Origin of the sequence: Streptomyces sp. NBC_01463 (assembly GCA_036227345.1) — a bacterium.
GTDB lineage: Bacteria > Actinomycetota > Actinomycetes > Streptomycetales > Streptomycetaceae > Streptomyces.
The window spans coordinates 35,485-52,979 of the sequence record CP109469.1; the positions used below are offsets into that span (position 1 = coordinate 35,485).

At 67.8% G+C, this 17,495-nt stretch carries 15 protein-coding genes; 7 read left to right on the forward strand and 8 right to left on the reverse strand.

Features of this window, described 5'->3' with window-relative positions:
- The first annotated feature begins 35 nt into the window (after positions 1–35).
- The 4 genes from OG521_39775 to OG521_39790 all read left to right on the forward strand — a co-directional run bounded on the left by OG521_39775 (position 36) and on the right by OG521_39790 (position 3,100).
- Positions 36–488 (forward strand): hypothetical protein, encoded by a 453-nt coding sequence (locus tag OG521_39775; GenBank protein WUW26992.1) that lies wholly within the window; start codon positions 36–38, stop codon positions 486–488.
- A 600-nt stretch (positions 489–1,088) separates the two neighbouring features.
- Complete coding sequence (locus OG521_39780; protein WUW27014.1) at positions 1,089–2,195, forward strand: hypothetical protein; 1,107 nt, start codon at positions 1,089–1,091, stop codon at positions 2,193–2,195.
- A gap of 22 nt (positions 2,196–2,217) precedes the next feature.
- Positions 2,218–2,880, forward strand: a complete 663-nt coding sequence (locus tag OG521_39785; protein WUW26993.1) for a GGDEF domain-containing protein — start codon at positions 2,218–2,220, stop codon at positions 2,878–2,880.
- Between the two features lie 22 nt (positions 2,881–2,902).
- Positions 2,903–3,100 carry a hypothetical protein gene (locus tag OG521_39790; GenBank protein WUW26994.1) on the forward strand — a complete coding sequence of 66 codons (198 nt, stop codon included), beginning with the start codon at positions 2,903–2,905 and terminating at the stop codon, positions 3,098–3,100.
- A gap of 319 nt (positions 3,101–3,419) precedes the next feature.
- Here the strand turns inward: OG521_39790 and OG521_39795 are convergent, their stop codons facing one another.
- Complete coding sequence (locus OG521_39795) at positions 3,420–3,788, reverse strand: hypothetical protein (GenBank protein WUW26995.1); 369 nt, start codon at positions 3,786–3,788, stop codon at positions 3,420–3,422.
- A gap of 956 nt (positions 3,789–4,744) precedes the next feature.
- Here OG521_39795 and OG521_39800 point away from each other — a divergent pair.
- The gene (locus tag OG521_39800; GenBank protein ID WUW26996.1) at positions 4,745–5,002 is read left to right on the forward strand and encodes a hypothetical protein; all 258 of its coding nucleotides are present in this window, start codon (positions 4,745–4,747) and stop codon (positions 5,000–5,002) included.
- Positions 5,003–5,856: 854 nt separating this feature from the next.
- Here OG521_39800 and OG521_39805 read toward each other — a convergent pair.
- The 5 genes from OG521_39805 to OG521_39825 all read right to left on the reverse strand — a co-directional run bounded on the left by OG521_39805 (position 5,857) and on the right by OG521_39825 (position 12,967).
- Positions 5,857–6,753, reverse strand: coding sequence for a hypothetical protein (locus OG521_39805; GenBank protein WUW26997.1), 897 nt, complete (start codon positions 6,751–6,753; stop codon positions 5,857–5,859).
- 317 nt (positions 6,754–7,070) lie between these two features.
- A complete protein-coding gene (locus OG521_39810) occupies positions 7,071–8,045 on the reverse strand; it encodes a ParB/RepB/Spo0J family partition protein (protein WUW26998.1) in 975 nt (324 codons plus the stop codon).
- Complete coding sequence (locus tag OG521_39815) at positions 8,042–9,190, reverse strand: ParA family protein (protein ID WUW26999.1); 1,149 nt, start codon at positions 9,188–9,190, stop codon at positions 8,042–8,044. The genes OG521_39810 and OG521_39815 overlap by 4 nt, the downstream gene beginning before the upstream one ends.
- A 184-nt stretch (positions 9,191–9,374) precedes the next feature.
- The gene (locus tag OG521_39820; GenBank protein WUW27000.1) at positions 9,375–10,013 is read right to left on the reverse strand and encodes an SMI1/KNR4 family protein; all 639 of its coding nucleotides are present in this window, start codon (positions 10,011–10,013) and stop codon (positions 9,375–9,377) included.
- Positions 10,010–12,967: a DNA/RNA non-specific endonuclease gene (locus OG521_39825; GenBank protein ID WUW27001.1), complete on the reverse strand. Its 2,958-nt coding sequence runs from the start codon at positions 12,965–12,967 to the stop codon at positions 10,010–10,012. Before OG521_39825 ends, OG521_39820 begins: the two co-directional genes overlap by 4 nt.
- Before the next feature lie 227 nt (positions 12,968–13,194).
- Between OG521_39825 and OG521_39830 the strand changes: the two genes are divergently transcribed.
- Entirely contained in the window at positions 13,195–15,036 is a 1,842-nt protein-coding gene (locus OG521_39830) for a hypothetical protein (protein ID WUW27002.1), read from the forward strand.
- A 72-nt stretch (positions 15,037–15,108) separates the two neighbouring features.
- On the opposite strand, the gene OG521_39835 is transcribed toward OG521_39830, so the two are convergent.
- Together OG521_39835 and OG521_39840 are read right to left on the reverse strand one after the other, a co-directional pair.
- Positions 15,109–15,354: a DUF6233 domain-containing protein gene (locus OG521_39835; GenBank protein WUW27003.1), complete on the reverse strand. Its 246-nt coding sequence runs from the start codon at positions 15,352–15,354 to the stop codon at positions 15,109–15,111.
- 101 nt (positions 15,355–15,455) lie between these two features.
- Positions 15,456–15,803: a hypothetical protein gene (locus tag OG521_39840; protein WUW27004.1), complete on the reverse strand. Its 348-nt coding sequence runs from the start codon at positions 15,801–15,803 to the stop codon at positions 15,456–15,458.
- 224 nt (positions 15,804–16,027) lie between these two features.
- Here OG521_39840 and OG521_39845 point away from each other — a divergent pair, with 224 nt between their 5' ends.
- Positions 16,028–17,260: a hypothetical protein gene (locus OG521_39845; GenBank protein WUW27005.1), complete on the forward strand. Its 1,233-nt coding sequence runs from the start codon at positions 16,028–16,030 to the stop codon at positions 17,258–17,260.
- Positions 17,261–17,495: the final 235 nt, after the last annotated feature.

Consider the following 17,495-nt stretch of genomic DNA (forward strand, 5'->3'; position numbering starts at 1 on the left):
CGCCAGCGGCTGCCTTGTCCCTCGAGGAACGCCTGGTGTTCACCAACGCGGCCATGACAGTGGCCCTGGACGAGGCCGCCGTCGCCTTCGAGGTCAACACCGCGCACATCCCCGCCGAACCCGTCGACCTGGACGACGTCCTCACCGTCCCGCTCACCCCGACCCTTCAGCCACCGCCCACCCTGTACCCGACCCTGGTGGCCGCCCTTCTACAGCGTGCGCATCACCGCTTGCTCACCGACGGGTGGTGCGCCGGATCCCAGATCCGTGAGGACGGAGCCCGCTGTCTCTACGGCGCCATCCGCGCCGAAGCCGCCGGCGACCGAAACCTGGAAGCCCGCGGCCTTCAGGTCCTCATGGACGCTATCCGCCGCCAGTTCGCCGACGTCGACTCCGTTCCCTCCTTCAACGACGGCTTCGCCAGCGGCCGCATCCCGATGCGGATGCTCGATCAGGCCGCCGGCCTCGCCGACGCCCGCAGCCTCTGACCCTGCCTCCCCCGACTCGTCGCCCTGCCTGGAACCCGGCCGCCCTTACGACGGCCGGGTTCCTCACAGGCCGCCCGGCCTCAGCACCGCCCCCCTCCCGCAGCACGACTGCGACGACCCCAAGGAGCCCTCGCTGTGGCGAAAGCGCCCCGCGTCATAGGTGTCCTCGCAGAGTCCGCCCCGCCAACCGGCACCAGGTCCTCCTGGTCCTCGGGCTGATCGGCGGCTTCTACCTCTGCTCACACACCAGCAACGCCGCGCCTCCCGCCGACCCGGACCGGCCCGCGCACACCAGCCCGGCCTCCCTCACCGGACGACCGCACAGCACCGCCCCCGCGCGCTGAGCACCACCCCCCCTGCGCCCGCCACCCCGCACCGGGGCGGCGGGCGCCCGCCCCTGCCCGCCCAACTGCTGGAGGAGATCACCCGTGCTCACTACCCGCCCGCGCCGCCGGATCGGCCGGCCCCGCCCGCAGCGCCCCGACCCTCACTACCCGCTGCGCCCCGCCAGGGTCCCCGCCCCCTGGAACCAGTGACTACAGCTGCTCCGCCCCCGAGCAGCAATCCGAGCTCGCCTGCCCTTTTCGTCAGGAGTTGCAGATGATCAGCACGCCAATACCGGAACGAGTCCAGCTGCTGGCCCAGCTGGAAGAGAACGGATCTCCCGAGAGCGTCGCGATGTCCGACGTCGCGCGGCATCTCTTGACGGAGCATCCCTGCCTGCCGCTCCACGGACTCGCGACGTCCATCACCATGAGGCCCGGGCCGGATGAGGCCCGACGCAGCCTGATCCTGCACGTCGGTGAGCACGACACCGCCGGCATCACCGCATGGGCTCACGCCCTGGACACCGAACCGGTCATCGACGGCGCGGTCTACCGGCTCGACACCGCCATCAACGGCATCGGGATCTGGGCATCGGCCACAGTCCCTGCACCCGACTACCCCATGGACGATGCGGTGTTCACCCCGTCCAGCAGCGACATCCCTGTCATCCACCGGGGCCTGCAGGTGACCGAGCTGGGGGAGGACGGCGTCGTGCTCGTCATCGGCCACCCACCCGTGCGAGACGTCCTGGCCGCCTCGAGCGCCTACTACCGCGACACCTGCGGCCAACGCCTGCACCCACTCGACGGGCACGCCCTCGCCCGCAGCCGGGCGCAGTTCGTCGCCTACCCCACCCGCACCGAGTGGCAGGTCCGCACCGCCTCCCCCGACACTCCCGGGGCACTGCCGGTCACCTGGATGCACACCCAGGGCCGCGACACCCAGGACCTCGGCCACCTCGATCACTGCCCCGTCTGCCGGCGCCCCAGCCGCGGACTGGACGTCCACCGAGACACCGGGCAGCCCGTACACGGCTGCCCCTCACCCGCCTGCCAGCAACCGGTGGCCCGTTACCCGGGACGCAGCATGAGCACGAGCAGCAGCCCAGGAACGGCTTCTGTCGACGTCGACCCGTACGCCACACCCTCGGCAACCATCGAGACCTTCGACTGGCAGGCCTCACCCGACGGACTCGCCACCCGCCGACAACTACGCGCCCTCGGCTTACGGCCCGGCGGACGCGACCCCGTCGCCCAACTCCGCTGCCGCACACCTACACCCCGCCCCCGGCCGACCATGGCCTGGCCGCCCGACCGCCTGCACACAAAGCCCAGGGCCGCCGTAGCACCGGCAGTCCTGGGCGTTTCCGTCCCGTCCTGAATACGAGAAGGAAGTCCCCAGTATGACCACCACCGCGTTACCAAGGACAGCGCTCCACCTCACCGCCATGGCCGTTCCGTTGGCCGGATGGACCCTGCACACCACCCTCCTGCGCCGCCGCCTCGTCGAGGCGCAGCGCGACCCGCTCACCGGCACCTGGCGCCGCGAGGCATTCACCGAGCGGGCCCAGCGCCTCCTCGAGCGCAGCCTCGAACAGACAGTGCTGATCCTCGCGGACGCCGATCACTTCAAACAGCTCAACGACACCTACGGTCATGCCGCCGGCGACACTGCCCTCGCCGCGATCGGTGCCCGCCTGACCGAGTGGGCCGGCCCTCGCGGGGTCACAGGCCGCCTCGGAGGCGACGAGTTCGCCACCCTCGCCCCCATCGAACCCCGGCACTACACGCTGCGCCTGGCACACCTCAGTCGCCTCATGGCCCGCCCCGTCCCCTATGAGGACGGACTGCTGCCCCTGAGGGTCTCGCTCGGAGCGGCCAACCCCGACGACCTTGCCGTGCACGACCTGCCCACCCTGATGAGGGCAGCCGACGCGGCGATGTACGAGGGGAAACACGGCGGCGTCATCATCCAGGCCCGCCCTGGCCATGCCCAGGAACCCACCGTCAACGGCCGCCGCGTCGGCCGCCCCGGCACCGCGGTACGCACTACCCCTCGGCCGTGACTGGGAAACCAGTGCTCCTTGATTGGCGCGCCGGCCTGCAGTTCCGCCGCGACCCCCCCCCTGCACCCTCTGCCGCAAACCCACCCCGCTGCGCTCCCATGCAGGCGAGGCCGTCCATAAGGTCTGCGCAGAACGATGGAATAGCCGGCACCCCGGAGCGGGGCGCTTCGTGTCCGACGCCCAGGCTCGCCGCCGAAAGCACGATGACGACCATGTATGACGCAGGTAGAGGCTCGGTTCGAACCATCGCACCGGGAAACGCGGAAGCCCTGCTCCCTCTCTATCCGGAGGGCGATCAGGGTCCTTTTGCATTCTGGCCTGCGGCAGCCTCAGCCCTTGTGGGCGTCTTCCGATCCTCGACGTCCAGAACACCAGCCACCCACTGGGCGAAGTTCGCGCTACCGCGAGAGGGCGCTTCGAACGTCGGCCGGCGGGCCTACGTGCCCAGGTGTCGCAGAGGTTGTCGCGACAGGCTGGTGCACGTGGGCAGTCCCAGCATCTGCACTGTGGTGCGCTCGCTGGAGATCAGTGCCGGAGCGTCAGGGGCGGTTTCTGTCGTCGCTGGCGAAGAAGAATCCGAAGGCGGCGCTGGCAAGAGCCACGACCGGGGTGAACACCAGGCTGAGCTCTCGGAACGACTCGTCGTCAAATTTCGTCCAGCGACCTGCAATGAGGGCTAGCACGGGAAGGACGGCCAGCAGCGCGACCAGCCCCAGCATGCCCATCGCCAGCCTGTGACGAGTTTCATGGATGTTGTGAGGGGCAAGGAGGCGCGCGGTCTCGCTGTGCTCGGGCGCGAGGTCCTCGCTGATACCCGGCTCACCGACAGACGCGAACTCGGTGCCGTAGGAGTTGGCCGGCTCGTTCTCGACGAACTCCTCATCGGTCCCGGAGCCGCTTTCGCTCACTCTCCAGCCCTCCCCTGCCGAGGGATTTCGGGAGGGGATATCGCAATCGGCGGACCGATCTTGTAGGTATTGCCGGTCGAGGGGATCTCGTCCTCCTCGATCCCCCGGTCGCCGTAGGGCGACCGGGGCGTTTGCGGTGAAACACCGGTCATCAGTGATCGCACCCCCGTGGGCTCGGTAGCAGGATGTAAAGGTTCCTACGACGACCCCAGCCACAGGTCTTGGTGTGCTGCGGCGCGAAGTCCTCTCGGAAGTCGTCAGGGGATATCAGAGCAACGCGCTTGGCGCCCGTCAATTCCCGTCGCGCGGCGCTGGGTTCGGGCACCAACCCGACAGCCCGTTCGTTGTGCCACTCACGGAAGGGCGTCAGGAAGAGCTTGTTGCACTCACAGATCAGTACGGCAGGCAGGCGGCGTCGAGGCTCGTCTCCACAGGCCGAAACCTGGTCGTCCATTTTGGTGGATCCCCTCAGAAGGTCGCCGTAGGCGGCGCAGAGCTGGCAGGACAGTCGCCCCCAAGCTGGCGCTTGGGGGGGAGCGTACCACACCAGATGTGATCATTTTCAACATCTGGTGTTGATCTCATCCACACTGAGTACACATAGGTAGTGTATCCGGTACGCATCTGGTGCGCGTTTACTTGACATTGGGTGCGGGTAAGAGCACCATGTCGCTATCCGCGTTCCTCCGGCCGGACTGAATGGAGATCCTTGATGAGGTACTTATCGGTCCTCTGAGAACACCATCTAGCTGGTGGTTCGCGCGTGTCGCACCCGCACTGGGGGGATCCGCTGAAGGAAGCCAGATAGTTGCTTCGCTCAGCAGTGCGACATCTGCCGCCTTGGACATAAAGCCGTTCGGGACCCTCCGGCATAGCCGCCGGCAGGCGTAATCCCGGACCTTTCCGCGTCCGGGGCCGCGACACTTTCGCGACATCTTCGAACTGGGAGCCTTGGCATGCCTGAGAACACCACCGACGCACCTACAAGGGCGCCTGCGGCTGAACCGCACGTCACTCGGCTAAGCGTCAACATCAACGAAGAGACCGCCGCAAAGCTGCGCTGGTACAAGGAGCAGAAGGGCATCTCCATCACGGAGACCGTCCGTCGCGCAGTCGCGTTGCTGGAGCTGGTGGAGCGGGAGACTTCTACGGGCAGTGAAGTGCTGCTCAAGTCGCCAGACAAGAAGTCGGTTCGGCAGCTGTGGTTGGTCTGATGCGTCCAGCTTGCTCAGGGGGTTCGGGGAGGAGCCTCCGTGAAGCGCGCCAGTGGCCGCTCCACACGCAAGTGGCGTTCGCTGCTGCTGGAGACGCCCAATCGCGAGACGGCTTCACCGCGGTAACTGCGTAGCGATGTACATACGCCGGTATTCGGTCTGCTCAACGGGACACTGCAGCAGCGGAGGAGTCCTCTCGACCGGACATCACTATCGGTCGGTGTAAGAGGACGAGCGTGCGGCCTGCGGGGATGGTCGCAGCCACCGCTGCAGCATTGATCGCGTGCTATCGGATGCAAGCACCCGGCCCATGTCCTGACGGGGCTCTATGTGGCCTGCCCTGCGCAGTCCAAATCTCTTCGCCTGAACTCTATGCACTCGGGGCTGGGAGAGGGGCTGCTCGTCTGCTCGTGCATGTGCAGACGACGATGAAGACCCAGGACTGAGCCGGTCAGGCACCAGCGAACAGCGGGGCCTGCCCAAAGGCGGCAGCTGCGACGTTAGCGGCTGCCGCCTCGGCATGCCCCAGCCCAAGTCCCTAGCCAAGCTGGCCCCAAACAAGTGGCAACAGCTCGGCGATGAGCTTGCGGTCACGGCCCACCGTTTGGAACTGGGCCAGTCCGCGATGCTGGGAGTGATCGGTGGGTCGGAACCCCGAGCTGCGCCCAAGAACCGATCGGTTCATGGGCAGATGGAAGCGCGTTGGCGGCGGCCTGAACCTCGTTCGCTTCTGGTGAGGCTTTAGGGCTTCGACCTGGAGCGGAGTGCGCGCAGCGCGGCTCCGCCGGCGAGGAGAACGAGGGCCGTGGTGAGGCCGCCGAGGAACTCGGGCACGGCGGCGTACAGGATTTCGCTCACCGGGCCACCGCCGCCGCGCGCTGGGTCTGGCGGGCGCCGAGGCGGTGGAGCTTGCGGCGTACCCGCTCGCCGTGTGCCGCGGGCAGGTCGGCGCTGAGGGCGGATTCGGCCCATGTGCCGGCGCCCTGCGCCCATCGAGCGGCAACGGCGGCCTCGTCGGGGGTGAGGCCCCGCAGTACCGTACGGACCTGCGCATCGTCGACTTGGTGCTGCAGTGCCAGGTCCTCGGTCGTGCGGTGGTCCGGGAGGACGTCATCGAGGGTGATGCCGTCGGCGATGGTGACGCCGGTCAGCATTACCCGGCCGCCGCCGGTTCTCCGTTCCCAGAGCGGTTGCCATCGTCGGCGCTCGGCTGCGGTGTATTCGTGCAGAATCCGGAGCAGTTCGGGATCGGTCAGATAGCTGCCAAGGTGGTGCACCCAGTCGCCGAGCAGAGCTGCGATCACTCCGTCGCGGCACAGCTCGGGCCGGGCGATGCCGAGGATGTCGCGGGCGAAGGTGTCGACGGTCACGTGGTCGCCTTCGATCGCGGCGTTACGGGCCGCGAGGACCGACAGCAGAGCAGCGCGAGCTGGCATGTCCAGCGTCGTCGGGCTGAAACTGACCTGGAGCGCGGTGCCACCTCCCGAATCCCAGAGCTCCGTCTCAAAGTGTGTAGAGCCCCGGTCCCACCGGACTGTGATCCCCTCGACTGACCAGCTCAAGAACGTCTCGGCGAGACCAAGCAGGAAGCTTTGGAGCAAGGCGTCGAGCGGAGCCCAGCCTGACCGATGCACGGACCCGTCGCCGCAGTGCGCGGCGCGGTCAGGCATGGCCCATTCGTCCCTTCGGGAGGCAATGGTCGTCACCTTGAGGAAGGGGCTGGGGATGCAGCGCTGGGTTGCGGTAGTCATGATGGCTCCTTGCCGGTTACGGGGAGGTTCCCTTACTTCTGGGCATGGGCAAGGCCCGGACCGACAAAGAATCTTGATTCCCTCTCTGTGACCTGAGTCACCTCGGATAAGATGCGATATCCGAGGTGGTAGACGGACATGACGGCCCGTCGGTGCCGACGCCCCTGCGAAGGCCCTGCTCCCTCTCCAGTCGGAGGGCGAGCAGGGCCTCTTCTGCGTTCCGGCCCGCGACAGCCTCTGTCCTTGTGGGCGGTTCCGACACGACCTTCCTAGCTGACGCCTTAGCAGGGGCTGCGCGATGTCTGAAGGTGGGACCGTCAGCCGTCAGCCATGAGTAGCAGCACCAGTTCCTCCCGGTGCTCGTGCGACATGTGCGCCCGGAGCTGGGCGTCGAACCACACCGGGTCCTCCCAGGGGAGCGACGGAGTGGCAGCAGGTCCTTGCTCACCCTTAACCGGGTTAATGCTTTCTGAGGCCGGTGCCACGGGTGCAGCCGGTCCGGGACTCTGCGGAGGGATCGGGGACGGCGCCGGTTCGTCCTCGCGGGAGACCGCGTTCTGCCTCGGTTTCCGCGGGCCCTTAACCCGGTTAAGGGCTACGGCGGCCTCGCTCTGCTGCTGATCAGCGGGAAGCCGGCCGATCCGGCGCCCGTCCTTGACCTTGAGCTTGCCGGCCTCGACCTTCTTCTGCAGCTCCTCGGACAGCCCGAGCAGCGCCAGCCGCTGTGACACCCACGCCCCCGACTTCCCAAGCCGCTTGGCCACCTTCTCCTGGCTTCCGTGCTTGCCGAGCAGCTCCTGGATGGCCTTCGCCTGATCCAGCGGCGGGACGTCGATCCGGTGCACGTTTGCGATCAGCGCGCTCTCGAGCAGATCCTCCGCGCTGGCGGCCAGGTCGTCGTTGACATCGATGCGGAGCTCCGGCAACCCGGCGGCACTGGCGGCCGCCAGACGCCGGTTGCCGTCGATGACGACGTACTCGGCCTCACCGATCTCCCCGTCATGGCCGGGGTGAACAGCGAGGAATGCCGCCCGCCGGACGACCGCGACGGGCTGGAGCTGCCCCCGCTCCTTCAACGAGTCCGCGGTCTCGGCGATTTCGGTGAGCTCATCACGCGGGTTGAATGGGTTGTGCGCGAGCTCCGCAAGAGGAACAGAGGCCGGCGGTCGTTTGCCCTCGCCGTTGATGATCTGCTGGCGGGTCCTGACCCGGCGAGGAGCGGGCTTACCGGAGTCCTGACCGTCCTCGGCCATACTGAAGCCGCGGGTGACCCGCGGCTGAGGGGGAGTCATACTGCGAGCTCCTTCGCGAGGTCGCGCATCGCCTGCGCGTGTTCACTGTTGGGCGCGTACTCCAGCAGCGGGATCTCCCCGTCAGCCGCCTCGCGTCCCTCCTTGAGATCACCGATCACAGCCAGGACACCAGGGGAGCTGCTCAGCTCCCACTGGTCTTTGTTCTCCTGAACGAGCTTGCCGCGACGGCTGTCGTAGGCGTTGACGACGAGACCGAGGTAGTCCACCTGGATCCGGCCCTTGCGGCAGAGATCTTCCTTCTGACTCTTAAGCAGACGGAAGGCCCTGTGCGACGCCTTGTTCGCCCACACCGGGGTGATGACCCCCGACCGGTCGGCGAGTTCACCGTCGCGCCGACGCACGTAGTAAAGAGCCGTGTCCATGTTCAGGCCGAGGCTGGGCGGACCGTCGATGATGATGACGTCGTAGTCGGCCTCCAGCGGCTCCAGCGCGCGCTCCAACGCTGCCTCGCTAAAAGAGACCTTCGAAAGCGCGACGTCCCGGAGAAACGCGTCGTCGGACGCTGGCAGGAGATGGAGCCGCTCACCGAAGCGCTTCTGGTCCAGGGCGACCAGAAGCTCGCCGACGTGGCCCTTGGCTGTGCCGTCCATGTGCATGAGGAGGGTTTCGACGTCGTCCTCGTACATGACGTCCTCGAAGCCGAGTTCCGCGGTGAGGTGCCCCTGGGGGTCGTAGTCGACGATCAGAACGCGGTGGCCGGCCTCCGCGAGGGCCTGGGCGATGCCGGACGAGATGAACGTCTTCCCGACGCCGCCCTTCTGGTTCGCCACTATCACCCGCACCACCGGCTGAGCCACCAAAGGGCTGCTGGGGGAGGGGTGGTTGTCGAGCCACAGCGTCAAGGCCTGTGCCAGGCCCTGGACGTAGGTGACGCCGCGTTCCGAGCAGGCGGCCTTGAACGTGTCCGGGCCTCCGACGGGGAGGAAGGTGCCCCAGGTCTTCGCGCCGTCGGTCCTGATCTCTGGGAGGTTGTCTGCCGAGTACCAGGCGTTGATGGCGTGCTCGGTTGCGTCCTGGATGTCCATTCCGTGCTCGAAAGCACGGATCTTGAGGTGTCTGCGCAGCTGAGGGGTGAGAGCAGTAATTAGCTTCTCTCGCTCACCCCTCGGGGTGGGGATGCTCATGTGGCCAAACATTACTAGGTCACCTCCCTTCTGTAGCGCATCTGTATGACGAACCGCCCTACGGCGACATGACTTGTGAGCAAATCAGTCGATCTGCCCCGGACGTTCGGGCGGGGCGTCCCGCTGTGCCGACGAGTCCACCCGGGCGAGCAGTCCTGAGACGTACATGCGGTAGCTGACCGCGCTAGGGCCCGTCGAATTCGATGTTGTCCAAGGGGTCAGGTTGGACGGTCCAGGGGTCGATCCCCTTTTGCAGGCGGCGTTCTTCTTCGCGCCAGTGGAGGAACCGACCGGTGCCGGCCGCCCACAGGGTGGCCTCCCCGAGTGGGCAGCGGTCGAGGTCACCCAAGATCAGGCGATGCAGGAACTCCGCCATGCCCATCGGGTACACGGTCCAGGGGGCGTCGAGGCTGGCTCGCAGCACCGCGACAGGCCACAGATCTGGGTCGGCGCCCGACGTCAGCCAGCAGAGCGTGTCGGCCGCTGGAGTCACCCCCCACGCGATCACCGCGTCTCCAGCGTTCGCATTGGCCGGGGCGCTGGCCGGTGCTGTGGTCGGCGGCCACTGGTCCCGAGCATCGGCTGTTGCGCTACTCATACCGTCGGCGATGCCGTCCGAGGGCGACAAGGGGCGCAGTATCTCGAGAGAATCGCTCATCCCTCCAGCACCGAAAGTCCGCATGAAGGCGATGTAGTCGCCAGGGAACCGAGTTTTCCATCGCGCTGAGAGCAGTTCCCAGTCGATGCCCTCGTCTGCGCCGAAGGTAGGAGCGAGGACTTGCGTCAGCGCGGCTACCGAACCCCGTCCGTACGCTTGGTTCACTCCATGCTCCCTACAGGGATGGGCACGTCCGGGTAGGTGACGGTGCCGAGACTCCGCCACTCTTTCAACGCGAGGCTGTACACGGAATTGGGGATGATCTCGTCGAAGCTCAGGCCTTCGCTGCCGTCTTCCTTGACACCGCGGGCCTTCATCTTGAAGGAGACGGGGACGGTACGTGGCCCCTCGTACTGTGGCTGCACGGTGTACTCGACTGTCTGGTCATCTTTGATTGCCTTACTGACCCGATCCTCGAAGGTGTACATGTTGTACGGCAGGCGGCCGTTCTCCTCAGCGGTATGGAAGTTGGCCTGTCGGGAGCAAGTGGCCAGGTTCTCCAACTTGTCGCCCTCGCCGCTGAGGTCCGCTCCGAGTAGATGGCAGTTGTTGATGACGCTCCTGGGCGCGAGCTTCAGGTAACGGGCGTACCGGGTGGCCCACTTGTAGCCGGGCGGCCTCGTCTCGGCTGTGACGTCGCTGCCGGGGTTCCGCTTGACGAAGGCCTTATTGAGACAGGCGTACGCTCCCGTGGCCCGGTTGCCGTGGACGGCGTCTCGCTCACCGTATCGACGCCATCCCTTACCGTCCTTCAGGCAGGTTCCGTACCTCAGCCGTTCGCTGTCGTCCTGCGGCTTGGTCTTGTCCTGGCCCCGCTCGCCCTGTGTGTCATTGAGTTTTCGTGCCTCATCAATGGTCTTACGGAGCAGGTCGTAGGTGTCGCGTGCCTGCTTCGTCTTCTCCCGGAACTCGGGCAGCTTTGTGGCGACCCGCTTGACTGACCTGCCGATCTTGTAGCTCTTTTTGACTGCTCCGATACCGAGGAGGGTGGTGCCGGCGTCGGCGGCTACTTCGAGGCAACTGCTCAGATCGTGGTCCTCGACGCATTCCAGGGTGGCTGTGACGCCGAAGGTGTCGATGAGGATCTGGCCGCCGTTGTCCTTGAGCCAGTCGGTGAGGCTGGTCTCCAGGAGTCTCTTGGCGTCGCGGTATTCCTGGACGCAGTCGCGGCCGGTCTCGCAGTTCGCGGCCAGGAGCTTCTCGTCCTGTGCCTGTTGGGCGATGTCGGCGGCTCCGCCGAGCCGGGTCCAGTCACTGCCGGTTCCGTTCCAGCGGTAGGCGGTGGTGAGGTCGGGGGAGAGGCCGTAGAGCTGGGTGTCGCTGACGGTGAATGTGGCGCCGGGGCCGCCGATCTCGGTCCACGCGTCGGGGGTGTTGTTGTACTGGTGGATGTTTCCAGTGTCGGGATTGGTCGCGAAGAGCCCGGCGCCGCCGGCGTAGATGTTCTTGGCGGGCCCGCCGATCCTGTTCCAGCCGGATCCCTTCCCGGCCCATTCGTAGACGGCCGTGTGGTCGGGGTTGATGCCGTAGATGCGGTCGTGGCCGACGGCGAACTGGGCGCCGGGGCCGCCGATCCGGGTCCACTTGCCGGGCTTGCCGTTGTACTTGTAGAGGTCGCCGGTGTCGGGGTTGGTCGCGAAGAGGCCGGCATGCCCGGCGTAGATGTTCCGCGCGGGTCCGCCGATCGCGGTCCAGGTGTCGCCGTCCCATTCCCCGATGCCGTCGGGGACCCGCCGGTAGAGGTGGTCGCCGGTGACGGCGAACTGGCCGGTCGAGCCGCCGATAGGGTCCCAGGTGCTGGTGGCGGCGTTGTGCTTTTGGATCTGTTCGCCGCCGTCTTTGGTCATGAAGACGCCCGCGCGGCCGGCGTAGACGGCGTTCGCGGCGCCGCTGAGGGGCGACCAGCCGTCGCTGCCGCGCTTCCAGACAGCGCTCTTGTCGGCGGTGAGGGTGTAGAGGTCGTCCTGTGCGGTGACGGCCATGCGGACGCCGTTCTCGTCCAGGGTGTCGGACGGCCCGGTGGCCTGTACCGGCGCCGGGGTAATGTCGCGTTGAGCGTCCTTGTCCGGGTCGGGTGCCACGTCTTCGGCCGGTTCGGCCGGTTCTTCCGTGGCTTCAGCCTCCTCCGCCGGGGCGGGAACTGTCTCCTGCGGCGCCGGGGCGACGGGGGTGGTCTCCTGCGGCTGCGGCGGAGCGGGTGCCGTCGGTGTCTCCTGGGCCGGGGGAGGGGCCGGCGCGGTCGTGGGTGCGCCGAGGGGGGTCCATCCGGTGCCGGCGTTGTCCCATCGCAGGACCTCGGTGTGGGTGGTGGCGATGCCGTAGAGGTGGGTGTCGCTGACCGTGAAGCCGACACCGGGTTCGCCGGCCTTCGTCCAGGCGTCGGGCTGCCCGCCGTACTTGCTGAGCTGCCCCGTGACAGGGTCGGTCGCGAAGAGACCGGCACCGCCGGCGTAGAGGTCCTGGACGGGGCCGCCGACCCGGCTCCAGTCGGTGCCGTGCCCGGTCCATTCGAAGACGGCCGTGCGGTCGGCGGCGATGCCGTAGAGGCGGTCGCCGGTGACGGCGAAGGCGGCGCCGGGTTCACCGATCTGTGTCCAGGTTTCGGGGGTTCCCTCGTACTTGAAGACCTTGCCGTCAGGGCCGGTGGCGAAGAGCCCGGCTCCTCCTGCCTCGAGGTCCTTGGCGGGCCCGCCGACCTTGGTCCAGTCGCTGCCAGTGCCTGCCCATTCGTAGACCGCTGTGCGGTCGGGATTCAGCGCGTAGAGGCGGTCGCCGGTGACGGCGAAGTCCGCACCTGCCTCACCGATCGGTGACCAGGCGTCCGGCGTTCCCTCGTACTTGAAGACCTTGCCGGTATCCGGTGCGGTAGCGAACAGCCCGGCGCCTCCCGCGTGCAGGGTCTCGGCGGGGCCGCCGACCTTGGTCCAGTCGCTTCCCTCTCCGTTCCACCGGTAGACGGCCGAGTGGTCCGCGGCGAGCGCGAAGAGCTGGTCGTCCCCGGTCGCCGCCACCACGCCCAGGGCGACGGGCGCGCCGGCTGCCGGGGCACCGTCGTCAGCCAGGGCGGGAAACGCGGACAGGATTCCGGCAGTCAGCGCACCGGCCAGGACGACGCCCACACGCCGCAGGAACGTCGGCGCTCTGCCGGCACGGGGGCGGGACCGGCCATGGCCCCTCTTATACGCACGGGTCACGAGATGCTCCAGAGTTTGTCCGGGAAGTGCTGGAGCTCTCACGGTGTGACCTGGTCTGATTGTCCTCAACTGCCCTGCTGGATACGTGCAGATGGGACACGCGCAAGCGGCGGACAACGCGGACAACGGACAACTACGGGGGATCCACAGTGGTGAAGGCCGGGCGCCCACAGGGCGGGCCCAAAGGGCACAACGAGCAGGCCAACGCACTGGCCCTCTTCCTGCGCAACCTCACCAAGGGCCTGACGGTCCGCGACCTCGCCGACCGGTACAAGAGCGCGGGAAGCAAGACGCTCTGGGGCGAGTACCGCTCAGGAACCAAGACCATCCATCTGCACGTGCTCGAACGCCTGGTGCACGACTTGGCACACGACGAACGCTCCCGCACCCAGCTGTTGGCAACGGCCCGGGACCTGCACGCCCAGGCGGTCGCAGCTCAACAACCCGCCGCCCCCGCGGAGCCGGAAGCCGTCAGCCGGCCGGTGGCACCCGAGGAAACCCTCGACCAGGCCACAACAACCCTGCAGGACGCCGAGCGGCTCATCCACATCCTTCTCGGCGTCATCGCGGGCCTGCAGATACAGCTCACCCCTCCCACCGCCACCGCCGCCCCCTCAGCGGCATCAATGCCCCAGGGAGCCGGAGACATCAACCAGGCGGCCAACGATCTCCGCGAAGCCGAGAGCAGCCTGCTCCAGGTCCGCCTGGTGCACACCGCGCTCACCCGGGTACGGAACGATGCAGCCGCATCCCTGCCCCGCTCCGAAGCCGATACCGCACAGAGCCCGGCGTACTCCGAGGACAGCGGCGACGATCACGCCCTGCCCGTCCGTGATTCCGCGGCCTCACGGGGCGCGGCCGCGATCCTCCTCGTCTCGCGCGCCACGCTGACTGAGCAGCACACCGCGGCCCGCACCCTCATTGCCCGCCTATCGGGCACCCCCACCACGATGTACGACACCGACACACTCCTCGCCCTGCCCAGTAGCGGAGCGCCCACAGGTCCGGACGCAGCACAGGCCCGGGACGGGTCGACACGGTGGCGCACCGCCAAAGTCGCGGTCACGGCCGTGGCACTCACCGCGGTAGTCACCGCAGCCGTACTCGTCACCACACTCGGCCTGCCCAACCACGAGCCCGCACGCACAGCAGCCCAGGACAAGACCCCCGAAACAACTGCTGCGCTGCCGCGCTCATCCCCGAGCCCGACTCCGAGCTCTTCGACCACCACTTCCCGTGGACCCTCCGCCACCCCGCCCGCCCGCAGCCCCTCCCCTTCTCCGTCCGCCCTCAAGACCCGGAGCACCTCCTCCGTCCCCGACACCTACGTCGGCGCCTGGGAAGGCGAATTCACCGAACCCGGCGAACAAGCCCCTTCACTACGCAGGATCGTGCTGCGTGAAGGCCTGGTGGGAACCGAGATCGCCGACATCATGACCCAGTCGAGAACCTCCCTGTGCCAGGCAGAAGGAACCCTCCGCTCCACCGGCACCTTGCTGGTCATCGCACCCAGAACGACCACCGCCACCCCCACACACCTGTGCACCCCGGCCGGAGACATCACCCTGCGCACCCACGGGGACGCCGGCCTCACCTGGAAGTCGGACGGGATCACTGTCACCCTGCACCGCGCTTCCTCCCCGGACCGGGCCGTGCCCGCCCCCTACGTCGGCACATGGTGGGCCCAGGATGGGAACGACCCGACCTCCTCGGTGCGCATGACCATCCGGCAGGGTGCCTTGGGGAAGGCGCGTGCCACGTTCACCTGGGACGGAGACGCCCACCACTGCGAAGGCTTCTCCATCCTTGCTTCCGGCGGTGACACGCTGGTCTTCGGGCCGGAGACCGTCACCGCGTCCCAACCCGAAGGCTTCTGCACACAAACCCCCAGTCGCGTCATGACCCGCCCCCAGGACGACACCATGCACGTGCAATGGGCAGACTCGCCCGACGGCACGCAACTGCGGGCCTTCACCTTCAGTCGGGTGAACTGAGCTGAGTCGCCGGTCAACACGCGGCCGAGGGCCGTCGCCCCGCGGCCCCGGGTGCCGGGCAGCTGAGGGGAATCATGCAGGAGGGAGTCCGCTCTCGGGCATGCAGATCTGGCAGGGCTCGACATCCGGCTCGTCCAGAGCGATGAGCGCGTCCGTGTGGCTGATGAAGCCGAAGGCGCTCTTGTAGAGGGAGCAGTCCCCGCGGTGCAGGAGCGCGGCCTCGTGCGAGCGCTGCGGCTGGATCTTCCATGACTCGCGCGCCCGCGCCTGCTCAGCCTGCCGGCGCTCCTGTTCCTCCGCGGCTTCGAGCTCGCGCACTCTTTGGTCTGCGCACCGCAGCTGCCACGCGAGGTACTCGCGCGTCGCCCGCCACTTGTCGAGGCTGGATATCGCACCAGAGCCGGCGCCGGGCATCGCTCTCAGTCCGCTTCGCCGACCGGCTGCTCATGGACATGCTGCAGCGCGGTCCGGGCCGCGACCACGTTCTCGCTCAGCCCTTTCCAGTAGGGGTGCGTCATCACGGTGGTGCTCAGCTGCAGCAGTTCGGCCCTGTACGCCGCGACCTGCTCGTGCTGCTCGTCGGTGTAGCCGGGGCTGTCCGGCTTGGTGGGGCGGTAGTCGGAGTGCAGCTGCTTGTCGGCCTCCCAGCCGGGCATCGGCTCAGCCGACCACGGCAAGGTCAGGGCGTATTTCTCCATTTCGGCACGGGTGCGGTGGAGGGCGAGCTGGGCGTCGCGCAGGTCCTGGGGAAAGTCGTACGTCGGCACCCTTGAATGGTACGCCTGTTCGAATAATGGATGTGAGGGCACGCCGACCCGTCATGCAGTGCTCACCCGGACAGCCCTGCCGCCCGAAGGGGGCGGGCCCGTCGGGTGCGTGCCGCGGTTCGTTGACTCACGGGATGGGTTCGAGCGACTACAGAGAGCTTTGGGTGAGGTGTCGGTGCGGTGGGGGTGGGTAGATCTTCCGGAGTTGACGGAGGGGGGCAGCGGTGGGGCGGGCTAGCCGGGGCAAGAAGGCACGCGACCGGGACCACCAGGGCGAGTGGACCGCCACCAGGGCGGCGGTGAAGGCGTCAGCGATACGGTCGGACACGCTGAGGTTTCTGCCGGGAAACCCCTGGGTGCGCGTCATGGTCAGCTCGAACATCAACAACGTGCTCAGTGACATGTACCGGGTGCTCCTCAACAGTGACGCACCTGAGGGCTCCGCGTGGGAGCTGGCCTGTTCGATGATCCTGGGCAAGCTCGGTATGCGCCCACCATGGCCGTCCGGTCCGGACGCGGCCGCGACATGGCAACTGGATCAGGACGTGCGCGTCCTGCGATCAGCTGAGCTGACGGTCATCTCGCCCTCTGCTCACGCCGCGGTGATGGCGGCCGCTGCCACCCTCGAGCCCGGCGACCTCACCCTGCTCTCACGCGACCGGGACGTCGTCACCCCCACCGGCATGCTCGTCCTGCCCGAGCCCGTCGTGTGCGTGAACCGCACCGGATCACAGTCCGACACCCTCGCCTACGGCTGGCAGTTCACGACCCAGCACCAGATACACCCCACCGCCCAGTACGCGGGCGTCCGCATCAGCACCTTCATGGACCGCGACGGCCCGGTACAGACGGACGACTGGCGCGCCGCGGTGGCCCAGGCCCGCGCCGCCGGCCACCCCCTGCCCCGGCTCGTTCCCGACGGTACGTACGGGATGCGCGGCGACCGCCCCGGAACCCACCCCAGCGAGCCGTCCACCGAACTGCTGACGCAAAAGCACAAGGAACTCCAGGCCGCACTCACACAAGCATCCGCCTGGCGCTCCGAGCCGGTCGCCGACATCGGCGAGTGGTCCGGCGGGCGTGTGGAAGACCATGACGACGACTTCGCGTGCCGCTACATGTTCGCATTCTGGCGCCTCGTCGCCCAAGGCATCACCACCACAACCTCCCCGCCCCCCGCACCCCAAGGCCCCCAGTCAACAGGCCACCCCCATGACCCTGACATCCGAGTGGTACGCCTGGCCCGGCAGATCCCGGCCCAACGGACCTCAGAAGCCGGCCAGGGCAAAGAGGTGCGGACTTACCGCCACCGGTGGCCCGTGCGTATGCACAAGGTGCGGCAGTGGTACCCCTCGGCTCAGGAACACCGCCTCATCTGGCGCGGCCCCTACATCAAAGGGCCGGCCGACGCGCCCCTCATGCTGGGCGAGAAGGTCTATGTGGCTGACAGCAACTGATGCTGGAAGAAGGCTGCGCATTCGCTGACAGGGGTCAGCGAGATCCGTCCGGCCGCCGCCTGTCGACTGGCGGGGAGCGACCAGGCGTTCACCCGTTCGAGTTAGCGGCGTGCTCGGCCCTCAGGGATTCCTTGACAAGTTCGGCGGCTTTCGGGGGTGGGTAGAGAGGGAGCGCGGTGGTGGCGCGGGGGGTGGCGGGGCCCACGCGGGCGCACTCCGCGGGTGCCGATTACAG